The 20671-nt window shown below is 73.1% G+C and carries 21 protein-coding genes; 19 read left to right on the top strand and 2 right to left on the bottom strand.

The window, feature by feature from the left end; translation table 11 throughout:
* Window positions 1–260: 260 nt before the first annotated feature.
* The gene (gene ffh / locus ACWDNY_RS13030; protein WP_451645797.1) at window positions 261–1811 is read left to right on the top strand and encodes a signal recognition particle protein; all 1551 of its coding nucleotides are present in this window, start codon (window positions 261–263) and stop codon (window positions 1809–1811) included.
* Between the two features lie 95 nt (window positions 1812–1906).
* Entirely contained in the window at window positions 1907–3853 is a 1947-nt protein-coding gene (gene ftsH / locus ACWDNY_RS13025; protein WP_451645796.1) for an ATP-dependent zinc metalloprotease FtsH, read from the top strand.
* 164 nt (window positions 3854–4017) lie between these two features.
* On the opposite strand, the gene ACWDNY_RS13020 is transcribed toward ftsH, so the two are convergent.
* On the bottom strand, window positions 4018–4965 hold the full coding sequence (locus tag ACWDNY_RS13020; RefSeq protein ID WP_451645795.1) for an SAM-dependent methyltransferase: 948 nt from the start codon (window positions 4963–4965) through the stop codon (window positions 4018–4020).
* A 794-nt stretch (window positions 4966–5759) separates the two neighbouring features.
* Here ACWDNY_RS13020 and ACWDNY_RS13015 point away from each other — a divergent pair.
* From ACWDNY_RS13015 to ACWDNY_RS12935, 17 genes are all read left to right on the top strand, one after another.
* Complete coding sequence (locus tag ACWDNY_RS13015; protein WP_451645794.1) at window positions 5760–6356, top strand: hypothetical protein; 597 nt, start codon at window positions 5760–5762, stop codon at window positions 6354–6356.
* A gap of 322 nt (window positions 6357–6678) precedes the next feature.
* On the top strand, window positions 6679–7098 hold the full coding sequence (gene rpsP, locus ACWDNY_RS13010; RefSeq protein ID WP_451645793.1) for a 30S ribosomal protein S16: 420 nt from the start codon (window positions 6679–6681) through the stop codon (window positions 7096–7098).
* A 5-nt stretch (window positions 7099–7103) separates the two neighbouring features.
* On the top strand, window positions 7104–7343 hold the full coding sequence (locus tag ACWDNY_RS13005; RefSeq protein WP_451645792.1) for an RNA-binding protein: 240 nt from the start codon (window positions 7104–7106) through the stop codon (window positions 7341–7343).
* Between the two features lie 104 nt (window positions 7344–7447).
* Window positions 7448–8104 (top strand): ribosome maturation factor RimM, encoded by a 657-nt coding sequence (gene rimM / locus ACWDNY_RS13000; protein WP_451645791.1) that lies wholly within the window; start codon window positions 7448–7450, stop codon window positions 8102–8104.
* Window positions 8105–8938, top strand: coding sequence for a tRNA (guanosine(37)-N1)-methyltransferase TrmD (gene trmD / locus ACWDNY_RS12995; protein ID WP_451645790.1), 834 nt, complete (start codon window positions 8105–8107; stop codon window positions 8936–8938). It begins immediately after the preceding gene.
* A 136-nt stretch (window positions 8939–9074) separates the two neighbouring features.
* Window positions 9075–9425 (top strand): 50S ribosomal protein L19, encoded by a 351-nt coding sequence (gene rplS, locus ACWDNY_RS12990; protein ID WP_451645789.1) that lies wholly within the window; start codon window positions 9075–9077, stop codon window positions 9423–9425.
* Window positions 9426–9470: 45 nt separating this feature from the next.
* Window positions 9471–10211 carry a signal peptidase I gene (lepB, locus tag ACWDNY_RS12985; RefSeq protein WP_451645788.1) on the top strand — a complete coding sequence of 247 codons (741 nt, stop codon included), beginning with the start codon at window positions 9471–9473 and terminating at the stop codon, window positions 10209–10211.
* Window positions 10204–11346 carry a signal peptidase I gene (gene lepB, locus ACWDNY_RS12980; RefSeq protein WP_451645787.1) on the top strand — a complete coding sequence of 381 codons (1143 nt, stop codon included), beginning with the start codon at window positions 10204–10206 and terminating at the stop codon, window positions 11344–11346. Before lepB (ACWDNY_RS12985) ends, lepB (ACWDNY_RS12980) begins: the two co-directional genes overlap by 8 nt.
* Window positions 11321–12196: a signal peptidase I gene (gene lepB / locus ACWDNY_RS12975; RefSeq protein ID WP_451645786.1), complete on the top strand. Its 876-nt coding sequence runs from the start codon at window positions 11321–11323 to the stop codon at window positions 12194–12196. Before lepB (ACWDNY_RS12980) ends, lepB (ACWDNY_RS12975) begins: the two co-directional genes overlap by 26 nt.
* A 123-nt stretch (window positions 12197–12319) precedes the next feature.
* A complete protein-coding gene (lepB, locus tag ACWDNY_RS12970) occupies window positions 12320–13105 on the top strand; it encodes a signal peptidase I (protein WP_451645785.1) in 786 nt (261 codons plus the stop codon).
* Complete coding sequence (locus ACWDNY_RS12965) at window positions 13095–13628, top strand: NUDIX hydrolase (protein WP_451645784.1); 534 nt, start codon at window positions 13095–13097, stop codon at window positions 13626–13628. Before lepB (ACWDNY_RS12970) ends, ACWDNY_RS12965 begins: the two co-directional genes overlap by 11 nt.
* Before the next feature lie 56 nt (window positions 13629–13684).
* Complete coding sequence (locus tag ACWDNY_RS12960) at window positions 13685–13993, top strand: DUF2469 domain-containing protein (RefSeq protein WP_003965949.1); 309 nt, start codon at window positions 13685–13687, stop codon at window positions 13991–13993.
* Between the two features lie 100 nt (window positions 13994–14093).
* On the top strand, window positions 14094–14486 hold the full coding sequence (locus tag ACWDNY_RS12955) for a YraN family protein (RefSeq protein WP_451645783.1): 393 nt from the start codon (window positions 14094–14096) through the stop codon (window positions 14484–14486).
* On the top strand, window positions 14486–16108 hold the full coding sequence (locus tag ACWDNY_RS12950) for a YifB family Mg chelatase-like AAA ATPase (protein ID WP_451645782.1): 1623 nt from the start codon (window positions 14486–14488) through the stop codon (window positions 16106–16108). Before ACWDNY_RS12955 ends, ACWDNY_RS12950 begins: the two co-directional genes overlap by 1 nt.
* Before the next feature lie 395 nt (window positions 16109–16503).
* Entirely contained in the window at window positions 16504–17634 is a 1131-nt protein-coding gene (dprA, locus tag ACWDNY_RS12945) for a DNA-processing protein DprA (protein ID WP_451645809.1), read from the top strand.
* A 271-nt stretch (window positions 17635–17905) separates the two neighbouring features.
* Entirely contained in the window at window positions 17906–18748 is an 843-nt protein-coding gene (gene whiG, locus ACWDNY_RS12940) for an RNA polymerase sigma factor WhiG (protein WP_451645781.1), read from the top strand.
* A gap of 140 nt (window positions 18749–18888) precedes the next feature.
* Window positions 18889–19446: a TetR/AcrR family transcriptional regulator gene (locus tag ACWDNY_RS12935; protein ID WP_451645808.1), complete on the top strand. Its 558-nt coding sequence runs from the start codon at window positions 18889–18891 to the stop codon at window positions 19444–19446.
* 389 nt (window positions 19447–19835) lie between these two features.
* Here the strand turns inward: ACWDNY_RS12935 and ACWDNY_RS12930 are convergent, their stop codons facing one another.
* A complete protein-coding gene (locus ACWDNY_RS12930; protein WP_451645807.1) occupies window positions 19836–20525 on the bottom strand; it encodes a murein hydrolase activator EnvC family protein in 690 nt (229 codons plus the stop codon).
* Window positions 20526–20671 lie beyond the last annotated feature (146 nt).

Genomic DNA, 20671 nt, shown 5'->3' with positions numbered 1-20671 from the left:
GATCCTGACGCGGCGAGCCGGGACCGGCGCCAGGCCGCCCGGCCACCGCCGACGCCTGGACCGCAGGCATCCGTGCCCGGCCCACCACGCGCTCGACCCCCGCCCGTGCGCGGCGCGCCCCGCCCGGTGCACGGCCGTCCGATGCCGTCCGCCCGCCCGCCCGGTGTCCGTGTCCGACGGGCGGGAACGAATTGCCCGCGCGGCCGGATACCCTGGAGGGCAGCCCGAAACGACCCCGACTCCCGAGGACCGACGCCGCCGTGTTCGACACCCTCTCCGACCGCCTCAGCGCGACTTTCAAGAGCCTCCGCGGGAAAGGCAGGCTCTCCGAGGCGGACATCGACGCCACGGCGCGCGAGATCCGCATCGCGCTCCTCGAAGCGGACGTGGCCCTGCCCGTGGTCCGCGCCTTCATCAAGAATGTGAAGGAGAGGGCCCTCGGCGCCGAGGTCAGCCGCGCGCTGAACCCCGCCCAGCAGGTCCTCAAGATCGTCAACGACGAACTCGTCACCATCCTGGGCGGCGAGACCCGGCGCCTGCGCTTCGCCAAACAGCCGCCCACCGTGATCATGCTCGCGGGTCTGCAGGGTGCCGGTAAGACCACCCTCGCGGGCAAGCTCGGCCGGTGGCTCAAGGAGCAGGGGCACTCGCCGCTGCTGGTCGCCTGCGACCTCCAGCGTCCGAACGCCGTCAACCAGCTCAGCGTCGTCGCCGAGCGCGCGGGCGTCGCCGTGTACGCGCCCGAGCCGGGCAACGGCGTCGGCGACCCGGTCAAGGTCGCCAGGGACTCCATCGACTACGCCAGGACCAAGGTCCACGACATCGTCATCGTGGACACCGCCGGCCGTCTCGGCATCGACCAGGAGATGATGCAGCAGGCCGCGGACATCCGCGACGCCGTCTCCCCGGACGAGATCCTCTTCGTCCTCGACGCGATGATCGGTCAGGACGCCGTCAACACGGCGGGGGCCTTCCGCGACGGCGTCGGCTTCGACGGCGTCGTCCTGTCCAAGCTCGACGGTGACGCCCGCGGTGGTGCCGCTCTGTCGGTCGCGTCGGTCACCGGCAAGCCGATCATGTTCGCGTCGAACGGCGAGAAGCTCGACGAGTTCGACGCCTTCCACCCGGACCGGATGGCCTCCCGCATCCTCGACATGGGCGACCTGCTCACCCTGATCGAGCAGGCGGAGAAGACCTTCAGCCAGGACGAGGCCGAGAAGATGGCCTCCAAGCTGGCCTCCAAGAAGGGCCAGGACTTCACGCTCGACGACTTCCTGGCCCAGATGGAGCAGGTCAGGAAGATGGGCTCGATCTCCAAGCTGCTCGGCATGCTCCCGGGCATGGGCCAGATCAAGGACCAGATCAACAACATCGACGAGCGCGACGTGGACCGCACGGCCGCGATCATCAAGTCGATGACCCCGGGCGAGCGCCAGGACCCCACGATCATCAACGGCTCGCGCCGCGCCCGTATCGCCAAGGGCTCCGGTGTCGACGTCAGCGCCGTGAAGAACCTCGTCGAGCGGTTCTTCGAGGCCCGCAAGATGATGTCCCGCATGGCCCAGGGCGGCGGCATGCCCGGCATGCCGGGGATCCCGGGCATGGGCGGGGGCCCCGGCCGGCAGAAGAAGCAGCAGAAGAAGGCCAAGGGCAAGCAGCGCTCGGGCAACCCGATGAAGCGCAAGCAGCAGGAGCAGGAGGAGGCGGCACGCCGCGCCGCCGCGGCCCAGGCGGGAGGCGCCCTGGGGCTGCCGCAGCAGGGCGGTCAGGACTTCGAGCTGCCGGACGAGTTCAAGAAGTTCATGGGCTGACGCACCGGACCGCCGGCATGCGCTGAGGGCGCCCCTCCCGCCGAGGGGCGCCCTCAGCGTATGCCGGGGCCTGGCCTGTGCCGTAACGTCCTGGTATGGGCAACGCCGCGCCACCACGCACGGACCCCGACCAGCCGTGGCGCACCGAGGGAACACCGAGCGAGCCGCCCGGACGGCCGGGCGGCCGGAGGATGCGCGGCGGGTGGTGGGGACTGCTCGTCGCCGCGGTGGTCGTCTTCCTGGCGGCCTACCTGGGCCTGACCTACCTCGGCCGGGGCGACGAGCCGACGATCTCCTACACGGAGTTCAGCCGGCAGGTCCAGGACAACAACGTCAGCAAGATCTACTCCAAGGGCGACGCGATCCAGGGCCAGCTCAAGCAGCCCCGGAACGACCCCGAGGGCGGCGGTGACTACACCAAGTTCCGGACGCAGCGCCCGGCGTTCGCGGACGACCGGCTCTGGCAGAACCTGAGCAGCCATGACGTCACGGTCACTGCGCAGCCGGTCGTGCAGGAGCGCGGCTTCCTGTCCAACCTGCTGATCTCGCTGGTGCCGATCGTGATCCTGGTGGCGGTCTGGGTCTTCTTCGTACGGCGGATCGGCCTGGGCGCCGGCGGCGGTCCGGGCGGCGTTTTCGGCCGCAAGGCGCCGCCGAGACCGGTCGAACTGCGCCCGGGCACCCAGCGCACGACGTTCGCCGACGTGGCCGGCATCGACGAGGTCAAGGGCGAGCTGGACGACGTCGTCGACTTCCTGGAGCACCCCGACGCCTACCGCAGGATGGGCGCGAAGATGCCGCGCGGCGTCCTCCTCGCAGGCCAGCCCGGCACCGGCAAGACCCTGCTGGCACGCGCGGTGGCGGGCGAGGCGGGCGTGCCGTTCTTCTCGGCCTCCGCCTCCGAGTTCATCGAGATGATCGTCGGCGTCGGCGCCTCCCGGGTCCGCGAGCTGTTCGCCGAGGCACGCAAGGTCGCGCCGTCGATCGTCTTCATCGACGAGATCGACACCATCGGCCGGGTGCGGGGCGGCGGGGCGTCGGTGAGCGGCCACGACGAGCGCGAGCAGACGCTCAACCAGATCCTCACGGAGATGGACGGCTTCTCCGGCTCGGAGGGCGTGATCGTCATCGCCGCCACGAACCGCGCCGACATCCTCGACCCGGCCCTGACCCGGCCGGGCCGCTTCGACCGGGTGGTCAACGTGCTGCCGCCGGACCGCGGCGGACGCGAGGCCATCCTGGCCATCCACACCCGCGACATCCCGCTCGCCCCGGACGTGGACCTGGCCCAGGTGGCCCGCACGACCCCGGGCATGACCGGCGCGGACCTGGCCAATCTCGCGAACGAGGCCGCGCTGCTGGCGGTCAGGCGCAAGCAGGAGGCGGTGACGCGGGCGAACCTGTCGGAGGCGCTGGAGAAGGTGCAGCTCGGCGCCGAACGCACGCTCGTCCTGCCCCTGGAGGACCGCCGGCGCACCGCGTACCACGAGAGCGGGCACGCCCTGCTCGGCATGCTGCAGCCCGGCGCCGACCCGGTCCGCAAGGTCACCATCGTGCCGCGCGGCCGCGCGCTCGGGGTGACCCTGTCGACGCCCGAGTCCGAGCGGTACGCGCACTCCGAGGAGTACCTGCGCGGCCGCATCATCGGCGCGCTCGGCGGCATGGCCGCGGAACATGTGGTCTACGGGGTCGTCACGACCGGCTCCGAGAGCGACCTCGAGCAGGTCACCAGCATCGCCCGCGGGATGGTCGGCCGCTGGGGGATGAGCGAACGGGTGGGCCGGCTGTCCGCCCTCCCGAGCGACGCGCAGCAGGCGTACGGCCTGTCGGCGGCCCCGCAGACGCTCGACGTGATCGACACCGAGATGCGGCGCATCGTCGACGACTGCTACCAGGAGGCGTGCCACAAGCTGCGCGAGCACCGCGGGCAACTGGACGCGCTGGCGCAGGCGCTGCTGGACAGCGAGACGCTCGACGAACACGACGCCTACCGGATCGCCGGGATCACACGCCTGCGGAAGGAGACGGACGCGGACACCTGAGCCCCCGGGGTTCGTCCGTGTCCCGCCGGATGGGCCCGGGGCCACGTCCGCGGCGCACGGCACGGCGTCCCGCCGCGCATCGTGCGTCGCCGCGTCGCCGACCGCCCCCGAGTGCATCCCGATCCGGCGCGAACCCGCAGGGCCCGGGCGGTCCCGGACCGGCCCTAGGGCGTGCGGGCGATCAGGTACCGGAAGACGTTCGGCATCCACACCGTCCCGTCCGGCCGCCGGTGCCCGGTGAGCGCCTCCGCCAGCTCCTTGTCGACCTGCGCCTGATCGGTCGCCTCGACCGCCGCGTCGAACAGGCCCGTCGACAGCAGCCCCCGCACCGCGCTGTCCGCGTCGGCGTACCCGAACGGGCAGGCGACGCGCCCCGACCCGTCCGGCCGCAGACCGGCGCGCCGGGCCACCTCCTCCAGGTCGTCGCGCCGGGCGGGACGCCAGCTGCCGGGGCCCCGCAGCGGATCGGCCGGCCTGGCGGCCACCCGCAGCACGGCGGAGGTGGCGCACCGTTCCGGCGGTCCCCAGCCGGCCAGCACCACCGGTGCCCCGTGTGCGGCCGTCGGTGTCGCGGCGGCGAGCAGCTCGGCGAGCCCGTCGGCGTCGCCCGCCAGGCACCCGATCGGCTCGAAGGCCGTCACCACGGTGAAGGCGGGCGCGGCGGTGCCGGCGGCCAGGTCCCGGGGCGAGCCCTCGACGATCCGCGGCGCCGGGGGCGGTCCCCCGGCGCTCCGCATGGCGGGCGGCGGGCTCTGCGCGCGCCGGGCGTGAGGCGGCCCGTCCGCGCTCCGGGCGTCCGCCCGCGCGCGTGTGCCCCGCTGCTCCGGCACCAGCCGCTGCCGCGCGAGGGCGAGCCGCTCGGGGAAGGCCGCGTCGACACCGGTGACCGCCGCCCCCCGGGTGGCCGCCATCAGCAGGGCGAGCCCGGAACCGCAGCCGAGCCCCAGCAGCCGGGTGCCGGGCCCCACTCGCAGTCGCTCGTAGACGGCCTCGTAGAGCGGGACGAGCATCCGCTCCTGGATCTCGGACCAGTCACGCGCGCGTGCACGCAGGTCGACGCGGGAGCCCTGTCCGGCGTGCCGTACGTGCTGCCGCACGAGCGTAGGTGTCATGGATCAGTGCCCCAATCAGCCGAGTGTCGCCGCTGTGCTCCTTCTCCGAGGCCCCCGTGCAGTGCGCCCGCACTCCCGTATGCCAGGTAACTCCGCACTCCCCATCGCGTCCAGGGGTCGCGGGGCCCTGCTTGCGGCCCTTCCACGACCCGGGGGCGGCTTCCCCCGCACGGGCACCGTGCGGGCCTGCCGACGGGTCATGGCGACGGCATGTGCCATGGTCAGCCCGCCGGGTGGCCGGACGCCGGCCTGATCGTGTCACCGGCGATGACAACGGGTGGCGAGTACCGTCGCGGCGCCCGGGCGGTCCTGCCGCGATCGGGGGGACAGCGCGTTCCGGCCAGGTTCGCGTGTGGGCCGGCCGCCGGTGCGCAGCGGGCGGACGCCCATGCCCACGCCGTCCGCGCACGTCGGGCGCGGTTCGCCGGCTTGGGGCGCCGGCGACCGGGTGGCCGGCCTTCGTCCGCCGGGCGCGGGCCGGTGCCCGAGCGGACGGGCGCACCCGGTAACGTCGCCGGGGCGGCACACGCCGGCCGGTGCCGCGGCCGGGCGGGATGCGGCCGAAACACGTCTTGCGCGTCCTCGGACCGCCGGCGGCCCGATGCTCGCGCACCGACCGGGCGGGCGTCCGTAGGACGGACTACGCACCGGCTTGGTGCGACCTGTGAGGCTTCTCCGCAGTTCAGCGCACCCGCCCTCGTCAGCATGCATCAGTGGCAACTGACGGGTACGTGCAAATTATTTGGGATGGCCCGGAATAGGAACACAGAGGTGGTCCGGCTCGTTGTCATTACGTGAGCACGACACCACCTGTTCTCGCCGCAGAGCTGGCACAGGCGTGGGCCGACATTCAGCGGTACCACCCCGAGCTGCCTGACCTTGCCGCGCCAGAGTCCCTGATCGGAGAATCGTCGTCCGCCTGCGGGCACGAACTCTCCTTCGAGCGACTGCTCCACGAAGCAGTCCACGGCATCGCCGCCGCCCGCGGGGTGCGTGACACCTCCCGCGCCGGCCGCTACCACAACCGCCGCTTCCTCGCGATCGCCGAGGAACTGGGCCTGGACCACCCCGACGAGCCGCATCCCAGCAGCGGCTTCTCGCTGGTCACGCTCAGTCCCGAGGCGAAGCGGCGCTACCGCCCGACCATCGAACGCCTGCAACGCGCCCTGAAGGCCCATACCGCGGCCACCTCCGAGGAGGCCGGCCGTGCCTTCCGTGGCCCGGCCGCCCGGCACGGGTCCTCCGGCGGCGGGGTGCGGGTCAAGGCGGTCTGCGACTGCGGCCGCAACGTACGGGTGGTCCCGTCCGTGCTGGCCCAGGCCCCGATCGTGTGCGGGGGCTGCGGCAAGCCGTTCCGGATCCCCGAAGTGGTGGGCGCTGCGGCCGGCTGACCGCTTCCGGCATCTCGTGGATGCCGGGCGCGGTACGCGGAGCACGGCGGGGTGCCGCTCGCAGGCACCCCGCACCGCCGGGTAGCGCACCCGCCCGCACGGCGCCCGTGGTACCGGGCGCCTCTCAGCCATGCCCGCACGCTGTCTCCAACCCGCGGCCGGGGCGACCTCTCCGGTGTGGCACAATGGTCAGCTGTACTCGACAGCCGCACAGGACCCCTCTCTCCTCCGGCTGACGCGTCCGTCGGGCACTCGGGTACCGCAACCCCACGCGGCAGTTCCGCCGTGCCCAACCACGTCAATTCCAGGAGAACCCACTCCCGTGGCAGTCAAGATCAAGCTGAAGCGTCTGGGCAAGATCCGTTCGCCTCACTACCGCATCGTCGTCGCCGACTCCCGTACCCGCCGTGACGGCCGGGCCATCGAGGAGATCGGCCTGTACCACCCGGTGCAGAACCCCTCGCGCATGGAGGTCGACTCCGAGCGCGTGGCGTACTGGCTCTCCGTCGGCGCCCAGCCGACCGAGCCCGTGCTCGCCATCCTGAAGAAGACCGGCGACTGGCAGAAGTTCAAGGGCGAGCCCGCCCCCGCGCCGCTGCTGCAGCCGGAGGAGAAGGCCGCGCGTCCGTCGTTCGAGGCCATCGGTGGCGACGACGAGGGCAAGGGTGAGGCGATCACCCAGAAGAAGAAGACCGAGAAGAAGGACGAGGCGGCTGCCGAGTCCGAGTCTGCCGAGGCCTGAGCAGCATGCTCGAAGAGGCGCTTGAGCACCTCGTGAAGGGCATCGTCGACAACCCTGACGATGTGCAGGTCGCCTCGCGCGATCTGCGCCGCGGAAGCGTGCTCGAGGTCCGGGTCCACCCGGACGACCTCGGCAAGGTGATCGGCCGCAACGGCCGCACCGCGCGCGCCCTGCGCACCGTCGTGGGCGCCATCGGCGGCCGCGGCGTCCGTGTCGACCTGGTCGACGCGGACGACGTCCGCTGACGCTGATCGCACCGGCTCGGGCCGGGGAGGGCCACTGGGCCGTCCCCGGCCCGTAGTCGTCCACGACGTCACGCCGTAGGCACACGACAGGAGATCTTCTTACAGTGCAGCTGGTAGTCGGACGGATCGGCCGCGCCCACGGCATCAAGGGCGAGGTCACCGTCGAGGTACGTACCGACGAGCCGGAGCTGAGGCTCGCCCCCGGCGCCGTCCTGGCGACCGACCCCGCCTCGGCCGGGCCGCTGACCATCGAGACGGGCCGCGTCCACAGCGGACGCCTGCTACTGCGTTTCGCGGGAGTCGGCGACCGCAACGCGGCCGAGGCCCTCCGCAACACCCTGCTGATCGCCGACGTCGACCCGGACGAGTTGCCCGAGGGCGAGGACGAGTACTACGACCACCAGCTCATGGACCTGGACGTGGTCACGGTGGACGGGATGGAGGTCGGCCGGATCACCGAGATCTCGCACCTTCCCACACAGGACCTGTTCGTGGTGGAACGCCCGGACGGGACCGAGGTCATGATCCCGTTCGTCCAGGAGATCGTCACCGAGATCGACCTGGAGGAGCAGCGTGCGGTCGTCGACCCGCCGCCCGGCCTGATCGACGACCGAGCGGAGATCGCGTCGGCCCGCGAGGCCGAGCAGGAGCGGGAGACCGGGCGATCCGGGGAGGACGAGCGGACGCGGGAGGCCGCGGGGGCCGAGCAGGCCCCGGCGGCCCGGGAAGCCGGCGACGAGCCGTCCGGGGATGAGGCGTAGATGCGGCTCGACGTCGTCACGATCTTCCCCGAGTACCTCGAACCGCTGAACGTCTCCCTGGTCGGCAAGGCCCGCGCCCGCGGGCAACTGGACGTCCACGTGCACGACCTGCGGAGCTGGACGTACGACCGGCACAACACGGTCGACGACACGCCCTACGGCGGCGGCCCCGGCATGGTCATGAAGACCGACCCCTGGGGCGACGCCCTCGACTCCGTCCTGGCCGACGGCTACGACAGCGGCGTCGGCCGGCCGGCGCTCATCGTGCCGACCCCCAGCGGCCGCCCGTTCACCCAGGAACTGGCCGTCGAGCTGTCCGAGCGCCCCTGGCTGATCTTCACACCCGCCCGCTACGAGGGCATCGACCGGCGCGTCGTCGACGAGTACGCCACGCGCGTGCCCGTGTACGAGGTGTCCATCGGCGACTACGTCCTCGCCGGCGGCGAGGCGGCCGTCCTGGTCGTCACGGAGGCCGTGGCCCGGCTGCTGCCCGGCGTCCTGGGCAACGCCGAGTCCCACCGCGACGACTCCTTCGCGCCCGGCGCCATGGCCGGCCTCCTGGAGGGCCCCGTCTACACCAAGCCGCCCCGGTGGCGCGGTCGCGACATCCCGGAGGTGCTGCTCAGCGGCCACCACGGGAAGATCGCCCGCTGGCGGCGCGACGAGGCGCTGAGGCGCACCACGGCCAACCGGCCCGACCTGATAGAACGCTGCGCGCCCGGGGCCTTCGACAAGAAGGACCGCGAGATGCTCTCCATCCTGGGCTGGACGCCGTACCCCGAGGGCGAGCCGCACGGCCGATTTTGGCGCAGGACCGACGGCATGGAAGAATAGGCCGCTGTTGTGCGCCCGTCCGGCGTGCGCCCCTGCCACAGGGGGACACGACGCCCGTCCCGACGCGCACGGCCATCCCTTTCGAACATCTAGGTCCCGTTGATGACCTGTGGCATCAGCGAAGAAAGCAGACGACATGTCCCACCTGCTCGACACCGTCGACGCCGCGTCGCTCCGCGACGACGTCCCGGCCTTCCGCCCGGGCGACACCGTCAACGTCCACGTCCGCGTCATCGAGGGCAACCGCTCCCGTGTGCAGCAGTTCAAGGGCGTGGTGATCCGCCGCCAGGGTTCCGGCGTGCGCGAGACCTTCACGGTCCGCAAGGTCTCCTTCTCCGTCGGCGTCGAGCGCACCTTCCCGGTGCACACCCCGATCGTCGAGAAGATCGAGCTCGTCACCCGCGGTGACGTCCGTCGCGCCAAGCTGTACTACCTGCGTGAGCTGCGCGGCAAGGCGGCGAAGATCAAGGAGAAGCGCGACAGCTGAGCGCCTCCCGGGGTCCGCCGCGGGGACGGATAGCATCTGGCCCCGATGGACACCGAAGAACAGCCGACGGAGCGCGACCGCTCCTCCAGCCCTCCCGGATCCGGTGCGATCCCGGACACCGAGGGGCCGGAGGGCCGGTCGCGTTCGTCGTTGGTGTCACGGATCACCACCTGGCTCCCCGGCGGGCGGATCACCCTGACCCTGCTGACCTGCCTGGTCTTTCTGCTCCTCTTCAGCACGTTCGTGGCGCAGCCGTTCCAGATCCCGAGCGGTTCCATGGAACAGCGATTGAGGATCGGGGACCGCGTTCTCGTAAACAAGGTGGCGTACCGTTTCGGTGCCCAGCCGCGCCGCGGGGACGTCGTCGTCTTCGACGGCACCGGGTACTTCGGGGACGCCGACTACATCAAACGCGTTGTGGGTGTGGGGGGAGACCACGTGGTCTGCTGCGACAAGGACGGGAGGATCCGGGTGAACGGCCGGTCGGTCGACGAGTCGACGTTCCTCTATCCCGGCGACAGTCCGTCCACGGTGCCCTTCGACGTCACGGTGCCCGACGGCACCCTGTTCGTCCTCGGCGACCATCGCAGCGACTCCAGCGACTCCCGTGACCACCTGGGCTCGCCCGGCGGCGGCATGATCCCGGTCGGCGACGTCGTCGGGCGGGCCGACTGGATCGTCTGGCCGGCCGGCCACTGGACCCACCTGGACCGTCCCGGCGGCTACGCGCGCGTGCCCACCCCCGGGGCGGCCGGATCGAAGAACGCGGACGGCGCCCATGGGTAACCGCGGCAGACCACGCGGCGTCCCCGCCGGGCCCGCGGACAACCTCCTGCCCACCGGGGCGCGGCGCGCCACCGGCCCCGCCGGCGGCCGCACCCGGGCCGAGCGGCGCAAACTGCAGCGCAAGGTGAAGCGCAAGCGCAGGCGTTCCACCGTCCGCGAGATCCCCCTCCTCGTGGGCGTGGCCGTCCTCATCGCGCTCGTGCTGAAGACCTTCCTCCTGCAGGCCTTCGTGATCCCCTCGGGGTCCATGGAGCAGACGATCCGGATCGGCGACCGCGTCCTGGTGGACAAGTTCACCCCCTGGTTCGGCTCCAGGCCGCAGCGCGGGGACGTCGTCGTCTTCCAGGACCCGGGCGGCTGGCTGGCCGGCGAGCAGACCACCAGGAGGAACGACCCCGTCGTCGTCAAGCAGTTCAAGGAGGCCCTCACCTTCATCGGCCTGCTGCCCTCCGAGAACGAGAAGGACCTCATCAAGCGGGTCGTCGGAGTCGGCGGGGACCACGTCAAGTGCTGCGACGCGCAGGGACGGGTGACCGTCAACGGCGTCCCCCTCGACGAGGGCGGCTACCTGTATCCCGGCAACGCGCCTTCGAACACGCCGTTCGACATCACCGTCCCCCAGGGACGCCTGTGGGTGATGGGCGACCACCGGGACAACTCCGCGGACTCCCGCGCCCACCGGGACACCGCCTACGGCGGCACCGTCTCGGAGGACTCCGTCGTCGGCCGCGCCATGGTCATCGCCTGGCCCCTCGGCCACTGGAACACGCTGAAGGAGCCCAAAACCTTCGCCTCGGTGACCGACGCGACCTCCGGGTCGACCGCTGCCCCCCACATCTCGCATAGTGTTGGCTCCGACGATCCCCACGGATCGGTACGGCTCCCGACCCCTGCGGAACTCCCGCTCGTTATGGGAGTGGTGGGCCTGCGCCGCATATGCGGCAGGCGGCGGCGAGGAGTAAGGAGTTGGCGTGGGGGATGTGGCGGTTGGCGCACGGTCAGGAAACCACGGCGAGGAGAACCGCGGACGCACCCCGGGAGCGTCTGCCCCCGTCGCGGACGGACGCGTGACCTCCGGGAACGACTCCGGGGGACCCGAGGATGGCACGGTGACGGAGCAGAACCAGAGCGATGACGAGGGGACGGGCGGCAGGGCCCCGCAGCAGAGGAAGCCGCGCTCCTTCTGGAAGGAACTGCCCATCCTGATCGGCATCGCGCTGGTGCTGGCGCTGCTGATCAAGACGTTCCTCGTGCAGGCGTTCTCCATCCCGTCCGACTCGATGCAGAACACCCTGCAGCGCGGCGACCGGGTCCTGGTCGACAAGCTGACCCCGTGGTTCGGCTCCGAGCCCGACCGCGGCGAGGTCGTCGTCTTCCACGACCCGGACCAGTGGCTGGCCGGCGAGCCGGTCGCGAAGCCCAACGCCCTGCAGACCTTCCTCAGCTGGATCGGCCTCATGCCGTCCGCGGAGGAGAAGGACCTCATCAAGCGCGTCATCGGCGTCGGCGGCGACACCGTCGAGTGCAAGGGCACCGGCCCGCTCAGGGTCAACGGCAAGGCGCTGGACGAGCCGTACATCTACCCCGGCAACACGCCCTGCAGTGTCGACCAGGAGGGCGGGCAGTTCAGGGTGAAGGTGCCCGAGGGCTCCATCTGGGTCATGGGCGACCACCGGCAGAACTCACGCGACTCCCGCTACAACCAGAACGACGAGAACCACGGCATGGTGCCCGTGCACGAGGTCGTCGGCCGCGCCATCGTGCGCGCCTGGCCGATCAACCGCTGGGGCACGCTGCCCGTGCCGGACACCTTCGACCAGCTCGGCCTCGATGAGCAGTCCTCGGCCGCCGGCGCCCTGACGGCCGCCCCGGACGGTGTCGCCCTCGCCGGGATGGTGCCGGTGGTGCTGTGGCGGCGCCGGCGGGACGCCGGGACGGGCGCCGCCGGCCGGGGAGCGGGCACCGTGGCGGCCGGGCGCCGCTGACGGGCCCCGGTCCCTCTGGCGCGGTCTGTTCCCACGGGGCGCGGTGAAGCCCTCGTGGAGCTTGTGACCTCGGCGGGGCCAAGGGCTGCCCCGCCGAGGTACCGCCCGGTAGGGTGCGGTTCCATGGGTGGCGAGAACACGACGCGTACGGCCCCGCGCGGCGGCGGCACGGGCAGCGGCCCGGCGGGCGGCCGGACCGGACAGCGACTGTCCGGGCTGGCCGTGGCGCTGGGCCTGGTGCTGTTCCTCGGCGGCTTCGCCTGGGCGGCGGTGGCCTACCGGCCGTACACCGTGCCCACCTCCTCGATGACACCGACCATCGACGCGGGCGCGCGTGTGCTGGCGCAGCGCGTCGACGGCGCGGACGTCCGCCGCGGGGACGTCGTCGTCTTCCGTGACAAGACCTGGGTGACCAACGCGCCCGTGGTCAAGCGCGTCGTGGCCGTGGGAGGTGACCGGGTCTCCTGCTGCGAGCAGGGCAGACTCACCGTCAACGGCAAGCAGATCGACGAGCCGTACCTGCCCGAGGGCAGCGCGGCGGAGATCACGAACTTCCCGACCGTGACCGTGCCCGAGGGACGCCTGTTCCTCCTCGGTGACGAACGCCAGGGCTCCCTGGACTCCACAGCCCACCTCACGGACGCGGCCGGCGGAACCGTCGCGCGCGGTGCCGTCACCGCCCGGGTCGACGCCGTGCTCTGGCCGTCCAAGGGCATGCTGGAGCGGCCCACCGGCTTCGAGGTCCTCGGTCCCCTCTCCCGGCCCGGTCCGCTGCGCACGATCGTTCTGATGATCGTCGTCGGCGCCGTGCTCGTACTGGGCGGTGGCGCCTACGGCCCGATCGCCGGACGGCTGGGCGGCTCCCGCAACCGCTCCCGCTCACGGACGGAGCCCGCCGGTGCCCGATGAGGCCGCGCACAGGGGCCTGGACGGGCACGTACGGGAGGACGGCGGACCGCGGCAGGTCTCCAGGGTGGTCCTGCTCGACCCCGAGGACCGCATCCTGCTCCTGCACGGCCATGAGCCCGGTGATCCGGCCGACGACTGGTGGTTCACCCCCGGCGGCGGCCTGGAGGGCACGGAGACACGCGAACAGGCCGCGCTGCGGGAACTCGCCGAGGAGACCGGCATCACCGAGGCCGAACTCGGTCCGGTGCTGTGGCGGCGCAGGTGCTCGTTCCCGTTCGCGGGCCGTCGCTGGGACCAGGACGAGTGGTACTACCTGGCCCGTACGTCCCAGACCGCGACCCGGCCCCTGGCGCTGACCGAACTGGAGCGGCGCAGCGTCGCCGGAGCGCGCTGGTGGACGTGCCGGGAACTGTCCCGGTCCCATGAGACGGTGTATCCGACCAGACTCGCCGGGCTGCTGCGCACGCTGCTCGACGAAGGTCCCCCGGCCGCCCCGGTCACCCTGGACACCGAAATCGTCTAGGGCCTGCTGGAACTGGCGCACAATGGTGGGACCGCACGGCTGAAGGGGAACATGCCATGAGCGCCGAGGACCTCGAGAAGTACGAGACCGAGATGGAGCTGAAGCTCTACCGGGAGTACCGCGATGTCGTCGGTCTGTTCAAATACGTGATCGAGACCGAGCGGCGCTTCTACCTCACCAACGACTACGAGATGCAGGTGCACTCGGTGCAGGGGGAGGTGTTCTTCGAGGTGTCCATGGCGGACGCCTGGGTCTGGGACATGTACCGTCCGGCTCGCTTCGTGAAGCAGGTCCGGGTCCTCACCTTCAAGGACGTGAACATCGAGGAGCTGAACAAGAGCGACCTCGAGCTTCCGGGCGGCTGACGGCCGCGCCCCTCACTCGCGTCGCGCCACCCCTGGGGGTGACGCGGTTGTCCACAACCGCCGAGTAACCCACCAAGATCCACCGGGCCGGGCCGGATGCGTGAACGTTGGCGCCGGAGGTGGTGCCGACATGGACGCACGAGGTGCGATCGGCAGGTACGGCGAGGAACTGGCGGTCCGCCGGCTGACCCGGGCCGGGATGACCGTCGTGCAGCGCAACTGGCGCTGCGGCAGGACGGGCGAGATCGACATCGTGGCCAGGGACGGCGACGTCCTGGTCGTCTGCGAGGTGAAGACCCGCAGGTGCGGCGCGTTCGAGCACCCGATGGCCGCGGTCACGCCCCAGAAGGCCCAGCGGCTGCGCGACCTCGCCGAACGCTGGATCCAGACGCACGGGGGAGCACCACCCGGCGGTGTGCGCATCGACCTGGTCGGCGTCGTGCTGCCCCGGCGCGGGGCCGCCGTGGTCGAACACGCCCGGGGGGTGGCGTGATGGGCTTCGCGCGGACGTGCTCCGTGGCCCTGGCCGGCGTCGAGGGCGTCGTCGTCGAGGTCCAGGCGGACCTGGAACCGGGCGTCGCGGCGTTCACCCTGGTGGGCCTGCCGGACAAGAGCCTGACCGAGAGCCGGGACCGGGTACGGGCCGCGGTGGTCAATTCGGGCGGCGAGTGGCCGCAGAAGAAGCTCACGGTGGGGCTCAGCCCGGCCTCGGTGCCCAAGGCCGGCAGCGGCTTCGACCTGGCGGTGGCCTGCGCCGTGCTCGGCGCGGCCGAGCGGATCGATCCGCGGGTGCTCGCCGACGTCGTGATGATCGGGGAGCTCGGCCTGGACGGCCGGGTGCGGCCCGTCCGCGGCATCCTCCCGGCGGTGCTGGCCGCGGCGGACGCCGGCTACGAACAGGTCGTCGTACCGGAGTGCGCGGCGGCCGAGGCGGCGCTCGTGCCCGGTGTCTCCGTCCTGGGCGTCCGCAGCCTGCGGCAGCTCGTCGCCGTGCTGACGGACGAGCCCGTGCCCGAGGAGGAACCGGACGAGCAGGGACGGCCGGAACCGCTCCTCGGCGGCCTGCGGGTCCCCGGTGCCGGCGCGGCCGCCGGCGTGCACCACGGGGGCGCGGCACAGCAGGACCAGGGACACGACCTGGCCGACGTCGTGGGCCAGACGTCGGCGCGTACGGCGGCGGAGGTCGCCGCGGCCGGCGGGCACCACCTGTTCCTGGAGGGGCCGCCCGGCGCCGGCAAGACCATGCTCGCGGAGCGGCTGCCCGCCCTCCTGCCCCGGCTCGGCCGGCAGGAGTCCCTGGAGGTCACGGCGGTCCACTCGGTGGCCGGGCTCCTGCCGCCGGACAAGCCGCTGATCGACGTCGCGCCCTACTGCGCCCCGCACCACTCGGCCACGATGCAGGCGCTCGTCGGCGGCGGCCACGGTGTCGCCCGGCCCGGCGCGGTCTCGCTGGCCCATCGAGGCGTCCTGTTCCTGGACGAGGCACCGGAGTTCAGCGGCCGGGCCCTCGACGCCCTCCGGCAGCCCCTGGAGGCGGGACACGTGGTGATCGCCCGCAGTGCGGGTGTGGTGCGGTTCCCCGCGCAGTTCCTGATGGTCCTCGCGGCCAACCCGTGTCCCTGCGGCCGTTACTCCCGGCGGGACACCCTGTGCGAGTGCCCGCCGTCGGCGATCCGCCGCTACCAGGCCCGGCTCTCGGGACCGCTGCTGGACCGGGTCGACCTTCGGGTGGAGGTGGACCCGGTGACCCGGTCGGAGCTCACGCGCGGTGCGCGGGGCGAGTCCACCGCGACGGTCGCCGACCGCGTGCGGGCCGCCCGGGAACGGGCCGAGGCACGGCTGGCGGGCACACCGTGGCGCACCAACAGCGAAGTCCCCGGCCGGGAACTGCGCAGCCGCTGGCACGCCGAGGCCGGCGCGCTGGACGAGGCCGAACGGAGCCTGGAGCGCGGTGTCCTCACCGCCCGCGGCCTCGACCGCGTCCTGCGGGTCGCGTGGACGGTCGCCGACCTCGTCGGCCACGACCGGCCTGCCGCGACGGACGTCGCCCTGGCCCTGCAGCTGCGTACCGGAGTGCCGCGCGGGGTGCCCATGGCCATCGGGGCACTGGCATGAGCGGGACGCGGTGGGACGGCGGGGAGCGGCGCCGCGACGCGCGGCCCGGCGACGACGAGCGCCGGCCGGGCGGCCGGCTGCCGCGCGGCGACGGCCGGCGGCACCGGACCGGACGGCTGGACGACAGCGGGGGACCGGGTCGCGGCGAGGCCGTGACCGGCGGTGCCCGTGAAGACGACGGCGCCGGGCGGGACGGCGGCAAGGCGGGAGCTGACGGCGCGCGGCTGGGCGACGGCGCACAGCTGGGTGGCGGCGCGCACGGGGAGGCGGGAGCACGGCGGCCCGACGGCGGGCCCCGGGACGCTGACGCGCAGCGGGGCGACGACTTGGGGCGGGGCGACGACGCGTGGCGGGACGACGGGCAGGACGCCCGCGCGCGGCCGGACGACGGCGAGCTGCTCGCCCGTGTCCTCCTCAGCCGGGTCGTCGAGCCCGGCGACCCGACCGCCGGGCGGTGGGTGCGGGAGCTGGGGGCCGAGCAGGTGGCGCGGCGCCTGCGCGACGGGGGGCCGCGCCTCGGCGGCGTGTCGGAGAAACGGTGGTCGGGGCTGCGGGCCCGGGCCGCCCTCGCCGAGCCCGAGCGGGACCTCGCCGTCGCGCGGGATGCCGGCGTACGGTTCGTGTTCCCGGGCGACGGCGAATGGCCCGCGCAACTCGACGACCTCGGGGACGCCCGTCCCACCGGTCTGTGGGTGCGCGGCGGTGCGGGTCTGCGGATGTGGGCCCTGAGATCGGTCGCCGTGGTCGGAGCCCGCGCCTGCACCGAGTACGGCGCTCACATGGCCGCCACGATCGCCGCGGGCCTCGCCGAACGCGGTTGGGTGGTGGTGTCCGGCGGCGCCTACGGAGTCGACGGAGCCGCCCACCGGGGCGCGCTGGGCGCCCGCGGTGCCACCGTCGCCGTCCTGGCCTGCGGCGTCGACCGGCCCTATCCCCGCGGACACGCCGAGCTGATCACACGGATCGCCGGCCAGGGGCTGGTGGTCGGGGAGCTGCCCCCGGGTGAGCACCCGACTCCGAGCCGGTTCCTCGTGCGCAACCGCGTCATCGCCGCGCTCACCCGCGGGACCGTCGTCGTCGAGGCCGCGCACCGCAGCGGGTCGCTGGTCACGGCGCGTGCGGCGCAGCGGCTGGGTCGCTTCGTGATGGGTGTGCCGGGCCCCGCCACCAGCGCGCTGTCCGCGGGTGTCCACGCTCTGCTGCGCGAGGAGGCCTTCCTGGTCACGGACGCGGCCGAGGTCGTCGAGCTGGTGGGCGAGATGGGTGAGCTGGCCCCGGAGCGGCGCGGCCCCGTGCTGCCCCGCGACCTGCTGCCACCCGGCGCCCGGGACGTCCTGGCCGCGGTCCCCGGGGGACGCGCGGCGTCGGCGGCCGAGATCGCGCGCGGCGCGCGGACGACGGAGGACGACGCCGTCGCGAGGCTGTACGAACTCCGATCACTTGGTTACGCCGAACGGCACGACGACGGATGGAGGTTGACACGCCGGGCAGTGATATCCGCTCGGGTCGGCCGGACCGGATGCTGACCGAGCGTGTTCGGCCGTCCGGGGCCGAGCCGGACGGTCCGGGGATTACCGCTGTCGGGCGTTCCGTCCGTCACGCCGGGTGACGGACGTGACCCGGCGGGGCGCCGAGCGGAACGTATCTGCGCACGCACCGCGCCCCGCCGTTCGCGCACCGCGACACCGCAGTCACGCTACGCTCACGAGGATTCCGGCACAGAAACCAGATCTCGACACCAGACCGACACCTCACCCAGGCACCCCCCTTCCATGGCAGAACGGCACAAGGCGACGAATGCCCCAGCACACCTCCGGGTCCGACCGGGCGGCGATCCCCCCAGCCGCCCGCGACTCTGGCAGCGTGCGGCCGCCCGCTCCCTCGACGCTCGACGAGCTGTGGCGGTCGTACAAGGCGACGGGGGACGAGCGGCTGCGGGAGCAGCTGATCCTGCACTACTCGCCCCTCGTGAAGTACGTGGCGGGACGGGTGAGCGTGGGGCTGCCGCCCAACGTGGAACAGGCCGACTTCGTGTCCTCCGGAGTGTTCGGGCTGATCGACGCGATCGAGAAGTTCGACATCGACCGGGAGATCAAGTTCGAGACGTACGCGATCACGCGGATCCGGGGCGCGATGATCGACGAGCTGCGGGCGCTGGACTGGATCCCGCGGTCGGTGCGGCAGAAGGCACGCAACGTCGAACGCGCCTACGCGTCGCTGGAGGCGCGCCTGCGGCGCACCCCGACGGAGGGCGAGGTGGCCGCCGAGATGGGCATCGCGGTCGACGAACTGCACGCGGTGTTCAGCCAGTTGTCACTCGCCAACGTGGTGGCCCTGGAGGAGTTGCTGCACGTCGGCGGCGAGGGCGGGAACCGGCTGAGCCTCATGGATACGCTGGAGGACACCGCCGCCGACAACCCGGTGGAGGTGGCGGAGGACCGCGAACTGCGGCGCTTCCTGGCGCGGGCGATCAACACCCTGCCCGACCGTGAGAAGACCGTCGTGACGCTGTACTACTACGAGGGGCTGACCCTTGCGGAGATCGGCAATGTGCTCGGCGTGACCGAGAGCCGCGTCAGCCAGATCCACACCAAGTCGGTGCTCCAGCTCCGGGCGAAGCTGGCCGGCTTTGGACGGTGACCCGCGTACGGGCGGTTGGGCGGGGACGGGTGGATGGGCCGGACGGGGGACCGGCCGGACGGGGGACCGGCCGTGGTCGCTCCGGCCGCGGTCGCCCCGTCCGTACAGTGGACGCCGTGCCAAGGATTCGAGCGGCCACCGTGGCCGAGCACCGGTCGATGCAGCGCGCCGCCCTGCTGGACGCGGCACGGACCCTGCTGTCCGAGGGCGGGACGGAGGCGCTGACCTTCCCGGCCCTTGCCGAGCGGACGGGACTTGCGCGGTCGTCCGTGTACGAGTACTTCCGGTCGCGCGCCGCGGTCGTCGAGGAGCTGTGCGAGGCCGACTTCCCGGTGTGGGCCGCGGAGGTCGAGGCGGCGATGTCCCGCGCCGACGGGCCCGAGGCCAAGGTCGAGGCGTATGTGCGCGGGCAGCTCACCCTCGTCGGCGACCGGCGGCACCGGGCCGTGGTGGCCATCTCCGCGAGCGAGCTGGACGCGGGAGCGCGGGAGAAGATCCGGGCCGCGCACGGCGGACTGGTCGCGATGATCGTCGAGGCGCTGGAGGACCTGGGGCACCCGCACCCCCGGCTGGCGGCGATGCTGCTCCAGGGCGTCGTCGACGCGGCGGTCCGGCGCATCGAACTGGGCGTGGCGGAGGACCCGGCCCGCATCACGCAGGCGGCGGTCGCCATGGCCCTGCGAGGCGTACGGGGCTGATCCCCGGACGGCTGCCCGGGGTACGCGGCCGGGCACAGTGCCGGGGCCTGCCGACGCCGGGTCCGGGGGCGTCGCCGGGTCGGGCCGGCTTCATCGGACCGGGTCGGCGTCGTCGGTACAGGAGCGACGGGCCCGACAGCCACCAGCGCGAGCTCCAGCGCAGCCGGCTTCGGCCAGGCCGCTCGGTTCCGGTGACGCCGCTCGGTTTCGGTCGGGCCGCTCCCGTCCGACTTGACCGTTCGGATCCGGCCAGGCTGCTCGGGTCCGTCCAGGCTGCCCGGGTCCTACCGGACCGTTCGGATCCGGCCGGAGTGCCCGGAGTCGGCCTGACCCCTCGTCCGCTCGTCCGGTCCGACCGCTCGGATGCCGCCTGCGGGCTGTTCCGAACGTCAGCCCTGGGGCAACGGCACCCCGAGGACCGGCAGCAGCCTCGACGGGCCCCCGTTCAGCAGCCACGCAGGCAGCAGCGCCAGGGGGTTCAGGTACGTGTCGCCGCGCAGCAGCCCCCAGTGCACACACGTCGCCGCGCAGTGCGATCCCGTGGCCTCCACCGTGCCGATCACTTCGCCCGGCGCCACCTCGTCGCCCACCTGTACGGAGGCCCGCACCGGCTCGTACGTGGTCCGCAGCGGCGGATCGCCCGTGCCCGTCAGCGCCACGGAGATCACGCCGCGGCCGGCCACCCGGCCCGCGAACAGCACCCGCCCCGGTGCCACCGCCCGCACGGGATCACCCGCCGGTGCCGCCAGGTCCACCCCGCGGTGACCACGGCCGTACACCGTCGCCGGAGGCTCCCAGCCGCGCAGGACCCGGGGACGCGCTCCTCGCCCTCCCACCGGCCACGCCCGCCCCACGGCCGGCACCGCGGCGTCCCCCGGCGCTGACTCCTCCCCGACTGCCTCCACAGCACCGGCCTCCGAGTCGTCCGTGTCCGAGGCGCCGGCCTCGCTCACGGCCACCCCCGCCGCGACCACCCCTGCGTCTGCCGCGCCCGGCCCCGAGGTGCCAGTGCCGGCCACGGCAGCCGGAGCGAAGGAGCCCGTCCGGGCCGCCGTGGCGCCCGCTCCGGACGTTGGCATGTCCGCCACGGTCGCGGCCGCCGGAGCGATCCCGTCCGTCCGGGCGACCGGCGTTCCGCCGTCCGCCGCCGCAGCGGGCAGCAACCCGAGCACCACGCCGGTCAGCAGCACCGGCGCCACCGCGAGCAGCCGTCCCCGCGGCGCAC

Source organism: Streptomyces sp. NPDC003697 (genome assembly GCF_053587115.1).
Note: the sequence above shows the minus strand (reverse complement) of the source record. Positions and strands in the feature narration are given on the sequence as shown.